Genomic DNA, 21245 nt, shown 5'->3' with positions numbered 1-21245 from the left:
ACAGAAAAACTCCATTACAGCGGCGAAAGGTGGCTGAAAGCTTGCGCGATTAGGATCGCCCCCACTACCGGCAACAGACCGGTGGCCAGAAGCGAGCGGCTAAGGCTCGTTAGGCCCTTTTAACAACAACAATGGTGATTCTGATGTCCGCTGCTACCCGCCCCGCTGAACCCACTCCCTCCGTCCGTCCCGTGCTTTGCATTCTGCGCTGACCTGTTCGGTCTGCCTTTGCCCGTCGCGCCACGCCTGGAGTATTTCCTATGCTGACTTTCCTTGGCTTTGCCATGGTCATCACGTTCATGTTCCTGATCATGACCAAGCGCCTGTCCGCGCTGATTGCCCTGATCATCATCCCGATCCTGTTCGCTCTGTTCGGTGGTTTTGCACCGAAGATCGGTCCGATGATGCTCGAAGGCATCACCAAGCTTGCCCCGACCGGGGTGATGCTGATGTTCGCGATTCTTTATTTTGCCCTGATGATCGACTCCGGCCTGTTCGACCCGGCCGTGCGCAAGATCCTCAAGCTGGTCAAGGGCGACCCGTTGAAAGTTTCGGTCGGCACCGCCGTTCTGGCGCTCGTCGTTTCCCTCGATGGTGACGGCGCGACCACTTATATGATCTGCGTGGCCGCCATGCTGCCGCTCTACAGCCGCATCGGCATGAGCCCACGGATCATGGCCGGCCTGATCATTCTCGCCGGTGGCGTGATGAACATGACCCCCTGGGGCGGCCCGACGGCCCGTGCAGCCAGCGCGCTGCATGTCGATCCGTCCGACATCTTCGTTCCGATGATTCCTGCGATGCTCGCGGGTGTAGCGGCGATCCTGGCGATTTCCTACATGTACGGTAAACGCGAGCGCGCCCGTCTGGGTGAATTGCACCTCGCCGGTGATGAGATCGACCACAGCGAAATCAGCGTTTCCCAGTTCCCGGACGCCCGTCGTCCGAAGCTGATCTGGTTCAACGGTGCGTTGACCCTGGGCCTGATGTGCACGCTGATCGCCGGCCTGTTACCGCTGCCGGTGCTGTTCATGGTGGCGTTCAGTATCGCGATGATCGTCAACTACCCTTGCCTGCAACAGCAGAAAGACCGCGTTGCGGCCCATGCCGGCAGCGTATTGGCGGTGGTCGGTTTGATTTTCGCGGCGGGTATCTTCACCGGCATCCTGTCCGGGACCGGCATGGTCGACGCCATGTCCAAGAGCCTGCTGGCGGTGATCCCGGATTTCCTGGGCCCATACCTGGCAGTGATTACCGCGCTGGCGAGCATGCCGTTCACCTTCTTCATGTCGAACGATGCATTTTATTACGGGGTGTTACCGGTCATGGCCGAAGCGGCCAGCCATTACGGCATCACTGCCGTTGAAATGGCCCGCGCCTCGATTGTTGGCCAGCCCGTCCACCTGCTGAGCCCACTGGTTCCATCGACTTACCTGCTGGTGGCCCTGGCGGGGATCGAGTTTGGCGATCACCAACGCTTCACCTTGAAGTGGGCAGTATTGGTTTGCCTGTGCATAATGTTTGCCGCCTTGCTGATGGGGATTTTTCCGCTGTTCAGCACTCTATAAAAGCAATGCCCGCTGCGTCGCTCCTTTGGATAATCGAAGGCGCGGCGCGGCCCAACACTCGCTAAAGGAACTCACATGGAATGGCTGACCAACCCGGAAATCTGGGTTGCCTTCTTCACCCTGACCGCCCTGGAAATTGTCCTGGGCATCGATAACATCATCATGATCTCGATCCTGGTCAGCCGCATGCCCAAGCACATGCAGGCACGCACCCGGATCTTCGGTCTGGCCCTGGCCATGATCACGCGGATCCTGTTGCTGCTGTCCATCACTTGGGTCATGCGCCTGACCGCCGACCTGTTCGAAGTGTTCGGCCAGGGCATTTCCGGTCGTGACCTGATCCTGTTCTTCGGTGGCTTGTTCCTGCTGTGGAAAAGCTCCCAGGAGATGTACCACGCGCTGGAAGGCGAAGACGAAACCGGCGAGACGCCTGCGGGCACGGGCGGCAGCTTCATCTACACCATCGTCCAGATCGCGATCATCGACATTGTGTTCTCCCTGGATTCGGTGATCACCGCCGTGGGCATGGTCTCCCATGTACCGGTGATGGTCGCGGCAATCGTCGTGGCGGTGCTGGTGATGATGCTGGCGGCGGGCACCATCAGCTCGTTCATCGACAAGCACCCGTCGCTGAAGATGCTGGCGCTGTCGTTCCTGCTGGTGGTCGGTACCGTGCTGATCGCTGAGTCCCTGGACGTGCACGTGCCAAAAGGCTACGTCTACTTCGCCATGGCCTTCTCCCTGGCGGTCGAAGCATTCAACATCAAGATGCGCACTGCCATGGCGCGCAAGCGCAAGCAGCAGGATCCGGTGAAACTGCGTAAGGATATGCCAGGCCAGTAAGCGGCACAGGGCAATGAACGAAGGGGCTTTCGAGCCCCTTTTTCATGCCTGCCGGAAAGTAGCTGGATGCAAAACCTGTGGGAGCGAGCCTGCTCGCGATGAAGCCACAACATTCAACATCTTCATGGGCTAACAGTCCGCTATCGCGAGCAGGCTCGCTCCCACAGGGTTTCGTGGTGTCTTTGGTCAATGGCTTTTTATGACAGTTTTGTTTCAAACCCGTCTTTAGCTGTGCAATGCTGGCGCTCGAACCGTTGGCCAACTACAGCTTAAGTACAACGAAGAAAAATGTGGCACCGTCAATTGGTCCCTTTGGGACGCTAACAGGGGGCTTCTCATGCTGACCCTGCTGAACTTGCTCTCCGCCGTGGCCCTGCTGATCTGGGGCACGCACATCGTCCGTACCGGCATTCTGCGGGTCTATGGCACGAACCTGCGCCATGTCATTGGCCAAAACATGTCCAAGCGCTGGCTGGCGTTCGTCGCAGGCATCATGGTCACTGCCATGGTCCAGAGCAGCAACGCCACGGCCATGCTCGTCACCTCATTCGTTGGCCAGGGCCTGATGGCGCTTACCCCTGCCCTGGCGACCATGCTCGGCGCCGATGTCGGCACGGCGCTGATGGCGCGGGTACTGACCCTTGATCTGTCCTGGTTATCGCCGCTGCTGATTTTCCTCGGGGTGATTTTTTTCCTGTCGCGCAAACAGACCCGCCTGGGGCAAATGGGCCGGGTCGGCATCGGCTTGGGTTTGATCATCCTGGCGCTGCAATTGATTGTCGAAGCCGCCGCGCCCATCACCCAGGCCCAGGGCGTGAAAGTTATCTTTGCCTCGCTGACCGGCGACATCCTGCTCGATGCGCTGGTGGGTGCGCTGTTCGCGATGATCTCCTATTCCAGCCTCGCCGCCGTGCTGTTGACCGCGACACTGGCCGGCGCAGCGGTGATCAGTCTGCCGGTGGCCATCGGCCTGGTGATCGGCGCCAACATCGGCAGCGGCGTGCTGGCCTTTCTCAGCACCAGCATGCAGAACGCCGCCGGCCGCCAGGTGGCGCTGGGCAGCCTGCTGTACAAGTTGATCGGCCTGTTGTTGATCATTCCAGTGCTCGATCCGCTGGTGGGCTGGTTGGACGGCCTGGATTTCAGCCACCAGGAAACGGTGATCGGTTTTCACCTGCTCTACAACACCGTGCGCTGCCTCGTGCTGCTGCCCAGCGTCGGGCCGATGGCCAGGCTGTGTGCCTGGCTGCTGCCGGAGCGTCCTGACACCAACGGCACGGCCAAGCCCCGCCACCTGGACCTCACCGCCCTCGCCACGCCGAGCCTGGCCCTGGCTAATGCTGCCCGGGAAACCCTGCGCATCGGTGATCTGATCGAAACCATGCTCGAAGCCATGCTCGACGTACTGCGCGGCGGGCAGACCGCAGTCACCCAACAAGTACGGAGCATGGGCGATGACGTCGAGGCGCTGTGCAGCGCCATCAAGCTGTATATGGCCCAAATGCCCCGTGAGGACCTCAGTGAACAGGACAGCCGCCGCTGGGCGGAAATCATTGAGCTGGCGATCAACCTAAAGCTGGCCAGCGACCTCATCGAACGCATGTTGCGCAAGGTCCAGCAACAGAAAACCGCGCAACGTCGGTCCTTTTCCGAGGTTGGCCTGGAAGAGTTGGCGACGCTGCACAGCCAGTTGATCGCCAATCTGCGGCTGGGATTGTCGGTGTTCCTCAGTGCCGACCCGGAGAGCGCCCGTCAGCTGTTGCGTGAGAAACGTCGCTTTCGAGCGCAGGAAAGACGACTGGCCCACGCACACGTCAGCCGCCTACAGCGAAAAATCGTACAAAGCATCGAGACCAGTTCCCTGCACCTAGAACTGATCGCCGACATGAAACGCCTCAACTCGCTGTTCTGCGGCAGCGCCTACGTGGTGCTGGGGACTTCCGAGACCGGTGCGCTCGCGGTTGATGAAATTTCCGACGTCACCCATTCGCCTTGAACGACTGGCGCATTGCTCAGTCAGTAAGATTGGCCTGGGCTTAAACCATTCGCACGCAAGCCGGCCCCACGTCGCCATGGAAATCCATCGGGTTCGAGGTGGGGCGCGAAGTTGCCTGCGATGACGGCCTGCCCGGCACATGGACCTCCAATCAGCCGCCAGGAAGCTCGCTATGCGTTGTCTGTTGCTCGCCGTTCTTTTGCTCGGTTCACTGCCGTCGGTCGCGCTGGATCGATTCCAGGTCGAGGGGTATGTGCTGCCCAACGGTATGCAACTGCTGCTCAAGCCGGGCAGCGAGCGCGGGCATGTGGCGATCCGGCTGGTGGTGGGCGTGGGACTGGACGACTTCAACTGCGCCGACAAGGAACTGCCCCACCTGCTTGAGCATTTGCTGTTCAGCGGTGTCGATGACGGCGGCGAAGGCGGGCTGGAAGAGCGTATGCAGGCGCTGGGCGGCGAGTGGAATGCCTTCACGAGCAACGCCGACACCACGTTCGTCATCGAGGCACCGGCGCGCAATCAACGCAAGGTCCTGGACCTGTTGATCGCCCTGCTGACTCGTACCCGCATCGACGACAACGCCCTGCAGGCGGCCAAACGTGTGGTGGAACGCGAGGATGGCGGCCACTACACCCATCTGCAACGCTGGCTCGATCATCAGGACCTGGGCCACAAGGCGGGCAATCAATTGGCAGTGGAATTGGGTCTGCGCTGTGCCGAACGCGCCGAAGTCGGGCACCTCACCCTTGCCAGGATCGAGCAGGCACGCAAGGCCTGGTATGCACCGAACAACATGACGCTGATCGTGGTCGGCGACCTGGACCGGTTGCTACCGGCCTATCTGGAGCGGACCTTCGGCGAACTGGAACCGGTCGAGCCCAGCGCTCACGCAGCGTTACCGCAGATCCGCTACAGCGCGGTCACCAAGCGCAACCTGATGCGCGGCCTGGTGGGCAATAGCGCCAAGCTTCATTGGCTGTTTCCGGAGCCGGTGCTGGAACAGCAACACGACGAAACCTTCGACCTGCTCAAGGACTATCTGGACTGGGCGCTCTATCGCCAGCTGCGCCTGGCCCGCAGCCTGTCCTACGGGCCGTGGGTGGAGCGAGAGGTGTTTGGCGGCGTTGGCTTCTTCAGCCTGAACGCGGACCTGGCCCGCGATGACCTGCCCCAGGCCGAGCAGGCGCTGGAGCAAATGCGCACCACGTTGCTCAAGGATGGCCTCGACCCGGAGAGTTTCGTGCGCATCAAACGCGCCGCCATCGCCCATCAATCGTGGGCGGTTCAAGGCAACAGCGCACTGGCCGATTACTATTGGGGTGCCCTTGGCGATTACGACGACGGCCGCTTCACCAATCCGGCCGTGCGCCTTCAGGCGGTGAGCCTGGAACAGGCCAACCAGGCCCTGCGTGAACTGCTCAAGGACCCGGGCTACCTGCGCATCGAGAAACCCATGCTCGGCGACGATGAGCTGGTTTGGGGCGTGGCCGGTCTGCTGGGGTTGCTGTTGGTCCTGGTCGGGTGGAGATTGCGTCGCAGGGCTTAGAGCGCTCGTCACATCGATGTCCTGGCGATACTCTGTCAGGGATATTTCCTACGACTCACTGTGAACTGCCGAATGCCGAACCTGACTCACTACATCCAGCGCCTTCTCGAATTGATGAAGCGCTATCCAGGGGTCATCGCACTCGGTGGCTTCATCTCTGGAGTCGGCAGTTTCATGCTGGTGGACCGCCAGCAGGGTCTTGCGACCTGGATCACCATCATCATGCTGGTGAGCTGGCTCTGGCTGATGCTGGAGAACAGCCTGACCCGGCTTTTTACCCGCATATTCAAACGGGAAATCCCCCAGCCGCTGCTGCGTTACGCCACGCAGATGATTCACCAGGAAAGCCTGTTTTTCGTCTTGCCGTTCTTTTTCATCACCACCACCTGGAACAGCAGCCAAGTGATTTTCACCGGCCTGCTGGCGGCCTCGGCACTGGTCTCGATCATTGATCCGCTGTACTACAAATGGCTGGCGCCCCGGCGCTGGGCGTTCCTGGCGCTGCACACCCTGACGCTGTTTGCCGCCCTGCTCACCGCACTGCCGATCATCCTGCACCTGACCACCGACCAGAGCTTCAAGCTGGCGCTGGGCACTGCCATGCTGTTGTCGTTCCCCAGCCTGGCTTCGATCTTTCCGATCCGCACCGTGCGCAACGCCCTGGCGATTCTGTGCATCACGGTGGGGATCGGCGCGGCCGGGTGGGTGCTGCGCTCCTGGGTGCCGCCGGCAACCTTGTGGATGACCGAGGTGGCGATCAGCACCCAACTGGAGGACCGCACGCCGGGCGCCAGCCTGAAGGAAGTCACCGCTGACCAGATCCGCGGCAACGGTCTGTATGCCTACACCGCTATCAATGCGCCGCGAGGGCTCGATGAGCGGATTTATCACGTCTGGCAATTCAACGGCAAAGAAGTGGACCGTATTGCCCTGGACATTCATGGCGGGCGCAAGGAAGGCTATCGCGCCTGGACCCACAAGCAGAACTTCCCGGAAGACCCCACCGGTAAATGGCAGGTGCGGGTGCTGACGGAAAATGGCCAGGTGATTGGTGTATTGCGCTTCAAGGTCAGCGCTGCGCTCGAGCCTGGGACAAAATAATGCCGGGCGTGCTATTAGGTAACACTTTTCGAGCCGAACGAGCATGGCGCTTATGACCCCTGGCACTCTGGCTGGCAGTGCCCGACTGGATCGCTCTCACTCCCCGGCGCAGCTATGGATCAGCGGGGACTGGACACTGGCTCACTACACGCAGCTCAAGCGTTTGAGCGACTCGCTGCGCGGCCAGTACGACGACAACACTTTGATCGACCTCAATGGCTTGGGTGCCCTCGACACCGCCGGCGCCTCGTTGCTGGTGGAACTGCTGGGCGCCGAGCGGCTGGGCAAGACCGCCGAGCACCGCGACTGCACGTTGTCGTCCGCCGATCGGGCACTGTTGCAGACGGTGTATTGCTCGCTGACCGACTTCTGCGTGCCGGTCAAAGAGCCGACGGTGAGTGTCGTGACCCAGTTGTTGACACGCATCGGTCGAGCCGTGGACAAGGTCTGGCAAGATACCCTGCAATTGCTGGGCTTTGTCGGCTTGATCCTAGAAACGCTGGCCCGGGGCCTGTTTCGCCCGAAACGCTGGCGCATTACCCCGATGGTTGTTCACATCGAACAGACGGGGCTGGACGCGGCCCCTATCGTCGCCCTGCTGACTTTTCTGGTGGGCGCGGTGGTGGCGTTTCTCGGGGCGACGGTGCTGGCCGATTTCGGCGCCAGTATTTTCACCGTGGACCTGGTGGCGTTCTCGTTTCTGCGCGAATTCGGCGTGTTGCTGACTGCGATTCTTATGGCAGGTCGCACCGCCAGCGCCTTCACCGCCCAGATCGGCTCGATGAAGGCCAACGAAGAAATCGACGCGATTCGTACCCTGGGCCTCGATCCCATCGAGTTGCTGGTGGTGCCGCGAGTGCTGGCCCTGTTGGTGGCGCTGCCGATGCTGACCTTTGTGGCCATGCTCTCGGGCATTGTCGGCGGCGGTGTGGTGTGTGCCCTGTCGCTGGATATTTCTCCGGCGATGTTCCTGACGCTGTTGCAGTCGGACATCGGCGTCCAGCATTTCGTGGTGGGAATGGTCAAGGCGCCGATCTTTGCCTTCCTGATTGCTGCGGTGGGATGCCTGGAAGGCTTCAAAGTCAGCGGCAGCGCCGAGTCTGTCGGGGCTCACACCACCTCGAGCGTGGTGCAGTCGATTTTTGTGGTGATCGTGCTCGATGCGGTAGCCGCGCTGTTTTTCATGGAGATGCAATGGTGAGTCGACCTTCCAGGCCGCCCACCGAGGCGGTGATACAGGTACGTGGCTTGTGCAATCGCTTTGGCCTGCAGAGCGTGCACGAAAACCTCGACCTGGACGTATACAAGGGCGAGATCCTCGCGGTGGTCGGCGGCTCCGGCAGTGGTAAATCGGTGCTGTTGCGCAGCATTGTCGGTTTGAACCGGCCCAGTGAAGGGGCCGTGCGAGTATTCGGCCAGGATCTGCCGAGCCTGCCCCAGCAACAGCGTTCGCAAGTGGAACGACGCTTTGGGGTGCTGTTTCAGAAAGGCGCGCTGTTTTCTTCGCTGACCGTGACAGAGAATGTCGCCCTGCCCCTGATCGAACACGCCGGGCTCAGCAGGGCCGATGCCGAACATCTGGCGGCGGTGAAACTGGCGTTGGCCGGACTGCCGCTATCGGCAGCCGACAAATACCCCGCCTCGCTGTCCGGCGGCATGATCAAGCGTGCAGCCCTGGCCCGGGCGCTAGCCCTGGACCCGGACATTCTGTTTCTCGACGAACCCACCGCCGGCCTCGACCCCATCGGCGCGGCAGCGTTCGACCAATTGATCCTGACGCTTCGCGACGCCTTGGGCTTGAGCGTATTTCTGGTCACCCATGACCTGGACACCCTCTACACCATCACCGACCGGGTGGCGGTGCTGGCCCAGAAAAAAGTGCTGGTTGCCGATGTCATCGACAAAGTGTCGGAAACCGACGATGCCTGGATCCATGAATACTTCCACGGCCCTCGCGGCCGCGCGGCCTTGACGGCTGCTACACAATTGAACGAGGTCTGACATGGAAACCCGAGCCCATCATGTATTGATCGGCCTGTTCACCGTGATCGTGGTGGTCGGCGCCCTGCTGTTTGGGTTGTGGCTGGCCAAGTCCAGCGTGGACAGCGAATTCAAGGATTACGAAGTGGTGTTCAACGAAGCGGTCAGCGGCTTGTCCAGAGGCAGCTCGGTGGAGTACAGCGGCATCAAGGTCGGAGACGTGGTCAATCTGCGCCTGGACCCGAACGACCCGCGCCGGGTACTGGCGCGGGTACGCTTGAGTGCTGAAACACCGGTCAAGCAGGACACCCAGGCCAAACTGGCACTGACCGGCATCACCGGCACCTCGATTATCCAACTCAGTGGCGGCACCCCCAACAGCCCGCCACTGACCGGGCACGATGGCGAGCCGCCAGTGATCATCGCAGCGCCCTCGCCGATCGCCCGCCTGCTGAACAACAGCGATGACCTGATGACCAGCATCAACCTGCTGCTGCATAACGCCAACGCGGTGTTTTCCTCGGACAATGTCCAGCGGTTGGGCAAGACCCTTGAACACTTGGAGCAAACCACCGGGGTCATCGCCGATCAACGCGGCGATATTCGCCAGGCCATGCAGCAACTGGCTTCTGTCGGCAAACAGGCCAGCGCCACCCTGGAGCAGACTACGGCATTGATGCGCAGCGCCAACGGTCTGCTCAACGATCAGGGCAAAGAGGTCATGAGCAGCGCAGACCAGGCCATGCAATCGCTGGCCCGCAGCACCGCAACCCTCGACAAACTGCTCAACGACAATCGCGACGCGCTGAACAATGGCATGCAGGGGCTCAATGCCCTGTCGCCGGCGGTGCGGGAACTGCGCGACACCCTGAGCGCGCTGCGGGGTATTTCCCGGCGCCTGGATGCCAACCCCAGCGGCTATTTGCTGGGCAATGACAAGAACAAGGAATTCACGCCATGAAGCCGTTTGCTCGGTTCGTCCGCCCTATCCTCTTGCTGGCAGGATGTGTCCTGGTGGGCGGTTGCTCGATTCTGCCCCAGGCCGAGCCCGCGGACGTCTATCGCTTACCCGCGACTCAGGCGCTCGCAGCCCCGGGCACGCCCGTGAAGTGGTCGTTGCGCCTGGCCAGCCCGCAGGCCAGCGAAGTGCTCAACAGCCCTAAAATCGCGGTCATTCCCCACGGCAATCTGTTGAGCAGCTACGCAGCCTCACGCTGGAGCGACCCGGCACCGGTGTTGCTGCGCAATCGCTTGCTCGATGGCTTCGCACAGGATGGACGTGTCGGGCTATTGAGTGTCGCCGACAGCAACTTGCAAACGGATTTGGAGTTGGGTGGCCAATTGCAGGCCTTCCAGACCGAATATCAAGGCGCGGGGGCCAGCGTGGTGATTCGCCTGGACGCATTGCTGGTGCGGGGATTTGACCAACGCATCCTTGCCAGTCATCGTTTTGAAGTCCGCCAGCCCTTGAGCGACGTGCAAGTGCCAGCAGTGGTGCAAGGTTTCGGCCAGGCCAGCGATCGACTGACCGCCGAGGTTGTGAACTGGACGGTGGAACAAGGCCAGCGCTTGGCGATACCCGCACGCCCCTAAAGGCCCGTGACTGCAATCCGGGCCTGTGGCAAGGGGATATGGTTCAGCCAAAGAACCAGTAGCAAACCCCGATCGCCGCCACGACGCCGCTGAACTCGGCCAGCAGCGCGCAGCCCACCGCATGCCGCGCCCGCTGGATACCCACGGCACCGAAATACACCGCCAGCACATAGAAGGTGGTTTCGGTGCTGCCCTGAATGGTCGCGGCCACCAGCGCGGGGAAGCTGTCCACGCCGGAAGTCTTCATGGTTTCGATCAGCATCGCCCGCGCGGCGCTGCCGGAGAATGGCTTGACCATGGCAGTCGGCAAGGCGTCGACGAAACGGGTGTCCCAGCCGGCCCACTGCACCAGGTGCCGGATGCCGTCCAGGCCGAAGTCCAGCGCGCCCGAGGCCCGCAGCACGCCGACGGCGCATAACATGGCCACCAGGTATGGCAGCAACGTCTTGGCGACGTCAAAACCCTCTTTGGCACCTTCAATGAAGGCTTCATAAACCTTGACCTTGCGCAGCGCGCCTACTACCAGAAACATCATGATCAAGCCGAACAGTGTCAGGTTGCCCAGGATCGAGGACAGCCCGGCCAGTGCCGTGGCTGAGAGCGTCGCCAGCAGCGCCATGAAACTGCCCAGTACCAACGCACCCGGAATCAGATAAGCCAGCACTACCGGGTCCCACAGGCGCAGACGCTGCATGAACGCCACCGACAGCAGCCCCACCAGGGTTGAGGCGCTGGTGGCGAGCAGGATCGGCAGGAATACCAGGGTCGGGTCCGGCGCCCCTTGCTGGGCGCGATACATGAAAATGGTCACCGGCAACAGCGTCAGCGATGAGGCGTTGAGCACCAGGAACAGGATTTGTGCATTGCTGGCGATGGTCGGGCTGGGGTTCAAGTCCTGCAGGGCTCGCATGGCCTTCAGGCCGATCGGGGTCGCCGCGTTATCCAGCCCCAGGCCGTTTGCCGCAAAGTTGAGGGTAATCAGGCCAATCGCCGGATGACCCGCTGGCACCTCCGGCATCAGCCGCAAAAACAATGGCCCGAGCGCCTTGGCCAGCCAGTCGACAATACCGGCCTTTTCGGCGATCCGCAGAAACCCCAGCCACAGGGTCAAGGTGCCGAACAGCAGGACCATCACCTCCACCGACAGCTTGGCCATGGCGAAAATGCTTTCCACCATGGCGGCGAAGATCCCGGCGTTACCGCCGATCAGCCACTGCGCCAGCGCCGATACGGCTGCCACGATAAAGAAGCCAAGCCACAGGCCATTGAGCATCGGTTAAGTCCCCCGGAAGATGCCGCGAATGATAGCGGGGCTGGCAGAAACGACAAACCCCGGATTTCTCCGGGGTTTGTTTGGCATTGCGCAGGGGCTACAAAAATCCTATGGCAGATCCTGTGGGAGCCGAGCTTGCTCGCGATGGGGCCGGATCAGTCAGCATTGATGTTGGCTGACACACCGCAATCGCGAGCAAGCTCGGCTCCCACAGGGGTTATGCGCCTCAACGGCTGGCAGTTTCTCCCGCTGGCATCGGCTCTTTGCTGCGCCAGTGGGGCAGGGAATTCCAGTAGCGCTGGCCCTTGGCATCGTCGTACATGCCTTCCCAGCGGGAAATGACCAGCACGGCCAGGGCATTGCCGATCACGTTCAGCGCGGTGCGGGCCATGTCCATGATGCGGTCGACACCGGCAATGAACGCCAGACCTTCCAGCGGAATACCGACACTGCCGAGGGTCGCCAACAGCACCACGAAAGAGACACCCGGTACGCCGGCGATGCCTTTGGAGGTCACCATCAAGGTCAGCACCAACAGCAATTGCTGGCTGATGGACAGATCGATGCCGTACAACTGAGCGATGAAAATCGCCGCGATGCTCTGGTAAAGGGTCGAACCGTCGAGGTTGAACGAATAACCGGTCGGCACCACGAAGCTGCAAATCGCCTTGGGTGCACCGTAGGCCTCCATCTTCTCGATCACGCGTGGCAACACGGTTTCGGAGCTGGCGGTGGAGTAGGCCAGCACCAGCTCATCCTTGAAGATGCGCATCAGTTTGACCACGGAGAAGCCGAACAGACGAGCAATCAGCCCCAGCACCACGAAGGCGAAGAACGCGATGGCGACGTAAACCAGGATCACCAGCTTCGCCAATGGCAACAGCGAAGCGAAGCCGAAGTTGGCAACCGTCACCGCGATCAGGGCGAACACGCCGATCGGGGCGTATTGCATGATCATATGGGTGACCTTGAACATGCTTTCCGAGACGCCCTGGAACATTTTTACCAGGGGGTCGCGCAGGTCCGATTGCAGGCTGGACAGACCCAGGCCAAACAATACGGAGAAGAAAATGATCGGCAGCATCTCGCCACGCGCCACCGCCGCGAAGATGTTCGACGGGATCAGATTGAGAATGGTCTGGATGAACGCATGTTCATGCTGAACCTCGGCGGCCGTGGCCTGGTACTTGGAAATATCCACCGTACCCAAGGTGCTCATGTCGATGCCGCTGCCCGGCTGGAAGAAATTGGCCAACAGCAAACCGACGACGATGGCGACAGTGGTGACGATTTCGAAGTAGAGGATGGTCTTGAGACCGATACGCCCGAGTTTCTTGGCGTCACCGACCCCGGCAATACCGACGATCAGCGAAGAAATCACGATCGGGATCACGATCATCTTGATCAGACGGATAAAGATATCGCCTGCCGGTTGCAGCACGTTGCTGATCCACCAGGCCTTCTCGGTACTGAAATGGTTGAGCAGCGCGCCAATTGCAATCCCGAGCACCAGACCGATGAGGATCTGCCAGGCGAGGCTTAGTCTTGCCTTCTTCATATCTTTACCCTTACTTCAGTTGGACTCGGGCAACTGCCACAAACCGAACCACCCGATGGCGATACGAATGCGTGCCGCTGCCCCCATATAAGGTCACCCCGAGTACGCGCCAAAGGCGCACTGGCAGGCGAAAAAAGGCGCAACTATTGCGATGCAAAGGAGGGGCGTCTAATGCCGTAAACGCCTACCCTATGCCGAATCGGCATGATGTCTTTGAAATAAAACGTGCGTACCCATCGGTTCGAATACGCCATTTCGGCAGGCAAAAATGCCGTGAACCGGCCATTTTCCGCGCAACGGGGTTTTTGTCCGGCCTCGCAAAAAGCGCTCAAAGGATGGAAGAATGAAGCACTCTCGAAAGAGCGGACCGGGCGGATAAATCTCCGATATACGGTCGGATGCGGGGGAGTGGAGCAGCGTGGAAAAACGATGGTGGTACGCAGGGGTGGGGCAGACGCCAGGATAGCCAACCGCTCTGGCATGAACTTTACAATGCACGAAGCTCCACGCAAGTTCGCCAGTCGTCATGACTGTGCGAGCCTGCGTGGAAGCTTTTTCCTGACCCGGCCCTTTCGCAGGCACCCCTTGTGCCCGTAGGTCACTGCGCCCTTAGACGGGCAGAGCGTCCCGGCCCCCTGGTCATGCATCGGCCCTCTTCGGACTGTGCAGAGGAGAAAAACAACGTGCTTTTCTCGCTTTCAGAATCAGTACCAGTTCGGATCTTTCTTGAGTTGCTCCATTAACAGTTCTTGCATACCTTCATCAGGATTGCCGAGGAACCGGTAATCGGCATGACGTGTCGGCGACTTGTCGGCCGGAAGTCCGGCAGGGACTTCAACCAGCAATGCATAAGCCTCGTCCTTGTCGAAACTGAAAGCGACGAACAAGCGCTTGCTGCGGCATGTCGCCTGGGTTTCGCACAACGGACCGACCAGGTATTTGTCGCCATCTTCCTCGACAGCATTCATCTGCTGCGAATCGCCTGACAGGTTCATCACCCATTCCGGCAGGCGTTCTTCCTTTTTAACCACTTGCTGCCAAGTCTCGACATATTGCGGGTCGGCCTTGAGCAACTGATTGACCCGCATCTGTCCGTCGTTGGCAGCCATGGCCATGGTGCCGCCGCCCAGCAGCAGGGCGGCGACCAATCCTTTGAGTGCGACGCTCATGGTCAGCCTCGGCCGCGGCGGCCAAAGAAGAAGGAAGCGATGAACATCACCAGGAACACGACAAAGAGAATCTTGGCGATGCCCGTGGCGGTGCCTGCGATACCACCGAAGCCCAGTACTGCGGCGATGATGGCAATGATCAGGAAAGTAATTGCCCAGCTCAACATGGTGATTCTCCTTACGCTTTTCTATTTAGTTAGGGTCTTGCAGTGATGGTTCCGGTGCAGTGGACGACCGGTTCATCGAGTTAAAACACCCAGCGCTCCTCGCGGGGCATGCCGCTCTCAGCCTGATCGACTTCCATCATTCGCATCGAGGCGGAAATATCCGAGAGGCTGCTGACAGCGCTGAAATGAGTTTGCGGGGCGCGCTGAATTGACAACAGAGGCGCTTCAGGCTGTTGGCTCTGATGCCAAAGCATCAACTGCTGGCCAGCCACAAGCGTGATCAGCAGGGCCACTGCTGCCCACAAACCCTGCTGAACATGCAGGGCAGAGATTCGAAACTGAGCGGCACGTTGACGATTCATCCTGAAATTCCTCCCCACCCCGAGTGGTGACCTGGTTGAGGCGCCTTGACGCCACGTTGAGCTAACCATTGCACTCGGCATGCCAGAATTTCTGGCGATATAAATATCTTTAAAATCAATTAGTTATGGATGACTTGCGAGCCAGCCGGAGCGCATCCTGCACGATGGCCACGACAAAGGTCGTGCGTAATGCACGAACGGCGGAGATAGACGCGATAGAATCTTTTTGAATTGCCCGTCGGAAATAGATGTCGGAATGGGCAAGCCATACCGTACGAGGCGGCCGCGGGCGCAAAAAAGGGACCTAAATCAACCTTTTAGGAGTCAGACACTCGCAAGTACGCTGCCGGTGGGTAATATCCCCTCAGAAACGACCATGCAACTTGCCCGATTTTTCTGACACTAACCAACATCATTCATTAAAGGAGCGTAGGAAAAATGGAATCCGCCACTGAGCATCAAGGCCGCATTCTGCTGGTAGACGACGAGTCCGCCATCCTGCGTACATTCCGTTATTGCCTGGAAGACGAAGGCTACAGCGTCGCCACCGCCAACAGCGCCGCCCAGGCGGACACCCTGCTGCAGCGGCAGGTGTTTGACCTGTGCTTTCTGGACTTGCGCCTGGGAGAAGACAACGGCCTTGATGTCCTGGCGCAAATGCGCATCCAGGCACCCTGGATGCGGGTGGTGATTGTCACCGCCCACTCGGCGGTAGACACCGCCGTTGATGCGATCCAGGCGGGCGCCGCCGATTATCTGGTCAAGCCTTGCAGCCCCGATCAACTGCGCCTGGCGACCGCCAAACAGTTAGAGGTGCGCCAGTTGTCGGCGCGACTGGAAGCCCTGGAAGGGGAAGTGCGCAAACCCAATGACGGCCTCGACTCCCACAGCCCGGCGATGAAAGTCGTGCTCGAAACCGCTCGCCAGGTCGCCAGCACTGACGCCAACATTCTGATCCTTGGCGAGTCCGGCACCGGTAAGGGTGAACTGGCCCGAGCCATCCATGGCTGGAGCAAACGCGCGAAGAAGTCCTGCGTCACGATCAACTGCCCGTCGTTGACCGCTGAGTTGATGGAAAGCGAACTGTTCGGCCACAGCCGCGGTGCATTTACCGGCGCCAGTGAAAGCACGCTGGGACGGGTCAACCAGGCCGACGGCGGTACGCTTTTTCTCGACGAAATCGGCGATTTTCCCCTGACATTGCAGCCCAAGTTGCTGCGTTTCATTCAGGACAAGGAATACGAACGGGTCGGCGATCCGGTGACCCGTCGTGCCGATGTGCGGATCCTCGCGGCGACCAACCTCAACCTTGAAGACATGGTGCGCGACGGGCGCTTTCGCGAAGACCTGCTGTACCGCCTGAATGTGATTACCCTGCATCTGCCACCACTGCGCGAGCGGGCCGAAGACATTCTGACGTTGGCCGACCGCTTCCTGGCGCGCTTCGTCAAGGAATACGCCCGCCCGGCGCGCGGCTTCAGCGACGAGGCTCGTGAAGCGCTGCTAGGCTATCGCTGGCCTGGCAACATCCGGGAGCTGCGCAACGTGGTCGAGCGCGCCAGCATCATCTGCGCGCAGGAAAAAGTCGAAATCAGCCACTTGGGCATGGCCGAGCAACCCGTCAACAATGCACCGCGAATCGGGGCTGCGCTAAGCCTCGACGAATTGGAAAAGGCGCATATTGGCGCAGTGCTGGCCACGGCCGACACGCTGGATCAGGCCGCCAAGACCCTGGGAATCGATGCCTCCACGCTGTATCGCAAACGCAAGCAGTACAACCTGTGAGCGTCATCTTATGAAACTGGCGATGAAGCTGCGCACACGGCTGTTTCTGAGTATCTCGGCGCTGATTACCGTGGCCTTGCTGGGGCTGTTGCTTGGCCTGGTCAGCGTGGTGCAGATGGCCAATACCCAAGAACAATCGGTGCGCGACAACTTCATCCTGCTCGACCTGGGCCTCAAGCTGCGTCAGACCCTGGGCGACCAGTTGATGATCATGCTCGATGAGAAGCCCGACCTGGTGGCTCTGGAAGCATCCAAACGGCAATACTTCGAGTTGCTCGACGAGGGCATCGCCCACGAACAGGTGCTGGACGATTCAGCCGACAGCTTCAGCAAGGCCAAAGCCGATTACATCAGTTTTCTGGAGGCTTTTTCAGCCTCTCGCCAGCTACCGGCCCAACTGTCCGGTATCCAGAACCTCACCGAAAAATTCAACGTGCTGCGCACGGGCTTGATCGACGCGTATCGGCAGGCGCTGAACAACATCAGCGACACCCAGAACAAAGCTCGCGAGCGCGCGTTGCTGATTTCCGGATTACTGGGGCTGGTAGGGTTGGCGGTGCTGATCATCGGCTTCATCACAGCCCACGGTATCGCCCGACGTTTCGGGGCGCCGATCGAGGCGCTGGCGGCGGCGGCGGATAATATCGGCCAGGGCAACTTCGAAGTGACGCTGCCGATCTCCTCGGCCTCGGAACTGAACTTGCTGACCCGTCGTTTCGGCATCATGGCCCAGGCTCTGCGCGAGCATCAGGCCACCAACGTCGATGAGCTGCTCGCCGGCCAGCAACGCTTGCAAGCGGTACTCGACAGCATCGACGACGGCTTGCTGATGATCGATCGCCAGGGTCGCCTGGAGCACCTCAACCCGGTGGCCCAGCGTCAATTGGGCTGGGACGAGGAGCGCCTGGGCCAGGGATTGGGCGAGGCGCTGGAACGCAAGGATTTGGATGAGGAACTGCAACTGGTGCTGCGCGGGGGAACGCTGGAGCGGGCACCGGACGACTTGAGCATCGAAGTGGATGGCGAGTCGCGGTTGCTGACGTATAGCCTCACCCCCGTAAGCCATACCCAGGGGCACATCCTCGGGGCGGTGATGGTGTTGCACGATGTCACTGAACAACGCGCTTTCGAACGGGTGCGCAGTGAATTCGTGTTGCGCGCGTCCCACGAGCTGCGTACCCCGGTGACCGGCATGCACATGGCGTTCGGCCTGTTGCAGGAGCGCGTGCATTTTCCTGAGGAATCGCGCGAAGCCGATCTGCTCAACACCGTCAACGAAGAAATGCAGCGCCTGATGCAGCTCATCAATGACCTGCTGAACTTCTCCCGCTACCAGAACGGTCTGCAAAAACTGACGCTGGCACCTTGTTCCATCGAAGAACTGCTGGAGTCGGCCCGGCTGCGGTTTGCCGCACAGGCCCAAGCCAAGGGCATCCAATTGCTCGTGGCGATCCAGGGACCCTTACCACGCCTGCATGCCGACGCTGCGCAACTGGACCGGGTGCTGGATAACCTGATCGACAATGCCATGCGTCACACGGGCGACCACGGTCAGATCCGCCTGCAGGCCCGTCGCCACGGCGAGCGGGTGATCATCAGCGTCGAGGACAATGGTGAGGGCATTCCCTACGGCCAGCAGGGACGGATCTTCGAACCTTTCGTCCAGGTCGGTCGCAAGAAGGGCGGCGCAGGGCTGGGGCTGGCGCTGTGCAAGGAAATCGTCCAGCTCCACGGTGGGCGCATGGGCGTTTATTCACGGCCGGGGCAGGGCACACAGTTCTATATGGCGCTGGCGGTCTGAGTCGGTTCAGGCCTCATCGTCCAGGCGTCGCCCCAACAGGCGCCGGCCGCGGGTAATCAGCTCGATCAACTGCACGGCACTGAGCGCATGGGCAAACAGCCAACCCTGCCCGAAAGTCACGCCTTCGCTGCTCAGGTAAGACGCCTGGGCTTCATGCTCGATGCCCTCGGCAATCACCTTGAGCTCTAACGCGTGGGCCATGCGGATAATATGCGGGGCCACACCGCTGCTGGCGGCATCGTGCCCCAAGGCGTCAATGAAGGCTTTGTCGATTTTCAAGCAGTCCACCGGCAAGGTTTGCAGGTAGGCGAGGCTGCAATAGCCCGTGCCGAAATCATCGATCAACACCTGATGCCCGACATCGCGCAGCGATTGCAGATTATCCCGGGCGACCAGGACATCGACCAATCCGCGTTCGGTCACTTCAAAGGCTATCTGGTGCGCCGACACCCGATGCAACGCCAGCAGGCGGGCGATCACTTCGCCGATACGTGGCACCATGACGTCGCACGCTGCCAGGTTCACCGAGATGTACAGCTGCGGATTGGCCCGCAGCAGCTGACCCAACTGGTCGAACAGGCGTTGCAGCACGAAGTCTGTGATCTGACGGATCTGCCCGGTGTTCTCTGCCATCGGAATGAACAGATCCGGGCTGGTGAGGGTGCCGTCCGGGCGCCGCCAGCGCAACAGGGCTTCAGCACCGACGCAATTGCGACTGCGCAGGTCGAAGATCGGCTGGTACAGCACCTGCAATTCCCCGCGCCGGATGGCCCCGTGCAGTTCGGCGTCCATCGATTGGCGCTGACGCGCCAGCAGGAATACCTGGAAACCAATCCCCAGGCCCAGCATCAGGCTGATGGGCAGCAACCACCAGGCGTTGGAGGGAATATTGAAACCATTGCGTTGAGCAATCAGCACCAGTTGATATTCCGGGCTGTCGGTCTGCATCCGATAGATCAGGCGGTTCTGCGTCACTTGCAATGCATTGCGGCTTTTCGAGGGCCAAGGCTCCGTGGGCGGCCAGTATTGATCGGTACCCAGCACCGGTATCGCCCGCTCGCCATGATCGAGCACTACAAGCAGGCTACTGCCGGGGGGCAGGTCGACCACGTCGGTCAGATGCCCGCGGGAAGTCGCAACGCGAAAATTGCCACGCCCCAGCATCAATGCAGCACGGTTTTCATCCGGCTCGGTGGTGGTATTGAGCCAGTAGCTGTAGGTCGGCCCCCGGATGTCAGGCGGTCGGATCACCGATAACCCGCTGCGGCGTGGACGATTGGAACAAACCCCGCTGCTATCGATATACGCCGCTTCGTAGACGAAACGGTAGTTGAAGCTGACCTGCTGCAACGTCGCGATCATGTCGTCGTCGCATCTGCGCAACGGCTGGTTTTGCAGATCGTCGAGGCTTTCGCGCAACTGTCCGAAAAGCTGCTCGAGTCGCTGCAGAAAGCGCTCGCCCTGAGCATTCATCTGGTCGCTTTCGCGCTGCTGGATTTGCTGCATCACCACGAACAGACTGGCGCCCAGCAATAGCACGGTACTCAGGACAGCCGCCATCATCGCCAGGAGAAACGGGCGATGGAGCCAGCTTTGCAGGGTTTCGCGGGCAGGCGTCATCATTGGTAATCCGAAAGTTACCAATGAGTTATAGCTTCTGATTTGGATTTAGCCCTGACCGTCGGACGGGCGTCATTATTTTGTCTGGTTGAGCACCTGCAGGATAGCCGCACTTTGCGCATCCGGCATGCCGTCGAACCGGGTCGGCCGGAAGCGCATCTGGAAGGCAGCGAGCACATGATGAGTGGCCACATCCCATTCGCCGGTGCGGGGCGTCGGGTAACCGAAACGGGCCAGCTCGGCCTGGAACCAACTGGCGTTCGGTACCTGCGCCGCGAAAACCGCCTGCTGGCGGATTACCGCCTGCTCGTCTGGCCAAATCCCCACCCCAGCTTGCGCCAGGCGCTTCCAGGGAAACAGCGGCCCAGGGTCAAGCTTGCGCATCGGGGCAATATCGCTATGCCCAATGATGTTGCGCGGGTTGATCCCATTACGCTGGGAGATGTCCTTGAGCAAGGCGATCAAGGCCTGGACCTGAGCTTCGCTGTAGGGATACCAGAGGCGCCCGGTGGGCGTATCGACGAAACCGGGATTGACGATCTCAATGCCGATGGAGCTGGAATTGAGCCAGGTCCGGCCATCCCATTCACTGTCTCCGGCGTGCCAGGCGCGCCGGCCTTCATCTACCAGCTTGTAGACGGTCGCGCTTTTATCATCGCCGATCAGGTAATGCGCACTGACTTCGCCGTGGGTGAGCAGAGCCAGGGACCGCTCCAGGGAAGCGGAAGTGTAATGCAGCACCACGAACTGGATACGGTTGTCATGATTGACTGAAGGGTGGCTGGTATCGAGCCTGGGGCCGCTGGCGCAACCGGCCAGAACCAGTAAGAAGGCAATGAGCGAAAAAAATTTCATGGCAGGTGCATTACGCGCTGGGGTAATG

18 protein-coding genes are annotated in these 21245 nt (G+C 60.4%); 11 read left to right on the top strand and 7 right to left on the bottom strand.

Translation table 11 applies throughout. The features are described 5' to 3' along the window. Nucleotides 1–260 precede the first annotated feature (260 nt). The 9 genes from QOM08_RS00290 to QOM08_RS00250 all read left to right on the top strand — a co-directional run bounded on the left by QOM08_RS00290 (nucleotide 261) and on the right by QOM08_RS00250 (nucleotide 10627). On the top strand, nucleotides 261–1568 hold the full coding sequence (locus QOM08_RS00290; RefSeq protein WP_316912408.1) for a CitMHS family transporter: 1308 nt from the start codon (nucleotides 261–263) through the stop codon (nucleotides 1566–1568). Between the two features lie 75 nt (nucleotides 1569–1643). Further along, complete coding sequence (locus tag QOM08_RS00285; RefSeq protein WP_076383142.1) at nucleotides 1644–2411, top strand: TerC family protein; 768 nt, start codon at nucleotides 1644–1646, stop codon at nucleotides 2409–2411. 337 nt (nucleotides 2412–2748) lie between these two features. After that, nucleotides 2749–4407, top strand: a complete 1659-nt coding sequence (locus QOM08_RS00280) for a Na/Pi cotransporter family protein (protein WP_047229803.1) — start codon at nucleotides 2749–2751, stop codon at nucleotides 4405–4407. 172 nt (nucleotides 4408–4579) lie between these two features. Next, on the top strand, nucleotides 4580–5953 hold the full coding sequence (locus QOM08_RS00275) for a M16 family metallopeptidase (protein WP_047229802.1): 1374 nt from the start codon (nucleotides 4580–4582) through the stop codon (nucleotides 5951–5953). A gap of 72 nt (nucleotides 5954–6025) precedes the next feature. After that, complete coding sequence (locus tag QOM08_RS00270) at nucleotides 6026–7054, top strand: DUF5924 family protein (protein WP_047229801.1); 1029 nt, start codon at nucleotides 6026–6028, stop codon at nucleotides 7052–7054. A gap of 52 nt (nucleotides 7055–7106) precedes the next feature. Continuing rightward, nucleotides 7107–8255 carry an ABC transporter permease gene (locus QOM08_RS00265; RefSeq protein ID WP_047229800.1) on the top strand — a complete coding sequence of 383 codons (1149 nt, stop codon included), beginning with the start codon at nucleotides 7107–7109 and terminating at the stop codon, nucleotides 8253–8255. Continuing rightward, nucleotides 8249–9055, top strand: a complete 807-nt coding sequence (locus tag QOM08_RS00260) for an ABC transporter ATP-binding protein (RefSeq protein ID WP_171061294.1) — start codon at nucleotides 8249–8251, stop codon at nucleotides 9053–9055. Before QOM08_RS00265 ends, QOM08_RS00260 begins: the two co-directional genes overlap by 7 nt. A 1-nt stretch (nucleotide 9056) precedes the next feature. Continuing rightward, the gene (locus QOM08_RS00255) at nucleotides 9057–9995 is read left to right on the top strand and encodes an MlaD family protein (protein ID WP_047229799.1); all 939 of its coding nucleotides are present in this window, start codon (nucleotides 9057–9059) and stop codon (nucleotides 9993–9995) included. Further along, a complete protein-coding gene (locus QOM08_RS00250) occupies nucleotides 9992–10627 on the top strand; it encodes an ABC-type transport auxiliary lipoprotein family protein (protein WP_316912407.1) in 636 nt (211 codons plus the stop codon). Before QOM08_RS00255 ends, QOM08_RS00250 begins: the two co-directional genes overlap by 4 nt. 43 nt (nucleotides 10628–10670) lie before the next feature. Here QOM08_RS00250 and QOM08_RS00245 read toward each other — a convergent pair whose 3' ends face one another. From QOM08_RS00245 to QOM08_RS00225, 5 genes are all read right to left on the bottom strand, one after another. Then, a complete protein-coding gene (locus tag QOM08_RS00245; RefSeq protein ID WP_316912406.1) occupies nucleotides 10671–11900 on the bottom strand; it encodes a nucleoside recognition domain-containing protein in 1230 nt (409 codons plus the stop codon). A 226-nt stretch (nucleotides 11901–12126) separates the two neighbouring features. Next, nucleotides 12127–13458 (bottom strand): glutamate/aspartate:proton symporter GltP, encoded by a 1332-nt coding sequence (gene gltP / locus QOM08_RS00240; protein ID WP_047229796.1) that lies wholly within the window; start codon nucleotides 13456–13458, stop codon nucleotides 12127–12129. A 704-nt stretch (nucleotides 13459–14162) separates the two neighbouring features. Next, entirely contained in the window at nucleotides 14163–14627 is a 465-nt protein-coding gene (locus QOM08_RS00235) for an inhibitor of vertebrate lysozyme family protein (protein WP_047229795.1), read from the bottom strand. Nucleotides 14628–14629: 2 nt separating this feature from the next. Continuing rightward, complete coding sequence (locus QOM08_RS00230; RefSeq protein ID WP_003177151.1) at nucleotides 14630–14794, bottom strand: DUF1328 domain-containing protein; 165 nt, start codon at nucleotides 14792–14794, stop codon at nucleotides 14630–14632. 80 nt (nucleotides 14795–14874) lie between these two features. Continuing rightward, nucleotides 14875–15156: a hypothetical protein gene (locus QOM08_RS00225; protein WP_139048722.1), complete on the bottom strand. Its 282-nt coding sequence runs from the start codon at nucleotides 15154–15156 to the stop codon at nucleotides 14875–14877. Between the two features lie 438 nt (nucleotides 15157–15594). On the opposite strand from QOM08_RS00225, the gene algB reads away from it, so the two are divergent. Next, complete coding sequence (gene algB / locus QOM08_RS00220) at nucleotides 15595–16941, top strand: sigma-54-dependent response regulator transcription factor AlgB (RefSeq protein ID WP_047229793.1); 1347 nt, start codon at nucleotides 15595–15597, stop codon at nucleotides 16939–16941. A 10-nt stretch (nucleotides 16942–16951) separates the two neighbouring features. Beyond that, nucleotides 16952–18742 carry an ATP-binding protein gene (locus tag QOM08_RS00215; protein WP_047229792.1) on the top strand — a complete coding sequence of 597 codons (1791 nt, stop codon included), beginning with the start codon at nucleotides 16952–16954 and terminating at the stop codon, nucleotides 18740–18742. Nucleotides 18743–18748: 6 nt separating this feature from the next. On the opposite strand, the gene QOM08_RS00210 is transcribed toward QOM08_RS00215, so the two are convergent. Together QOM08_RS00210 and QOM08_RS00205 are read right to left on the bottom strand one after the other, a co-directional pair. Then, nucleotides 18749–20362, bottom strand: coding sequence for an EAL domain-containing protein (locus QOM08_RS00210; RefSeq protein WP_076386507.1), 1614 nt, complete (start codon nucleotides 20360–20362; stop codon nucleotides 18749–18751). A gap of 75 nt (nucleotides 20363–20437) precedes the next feature. Further along, nucleotides 20438–21217: an N-acetylmuramoyl-L-alanine amidase gene (locus tag QOM08_RS00205; protein ID WP_047229791.1), complete on the bottom strand. Its 780-nt coding sequence runs from the start codon at nucleotides 21215–21217 to the stop codon at nucleotides 20438–20440. Nucleotides 21218–21245: the final 28 nt, after the last annotated feature.

The sequence above is a fragment of the Pseudomonas sp. P105 genome (assembly GCF_032614175.1).
GTDB lineage: Bacteria > Pseudomonadota > Gammaproteobacteria > Pseudomonadales > Pseudomonadaceae > Aquipseudomonas > Aquipseudomonas rhizophila.
Note: the sequence above shows the minus strand (reverse complement) of the source record. Positions and strands in the feature narration are given on the sequence as shown.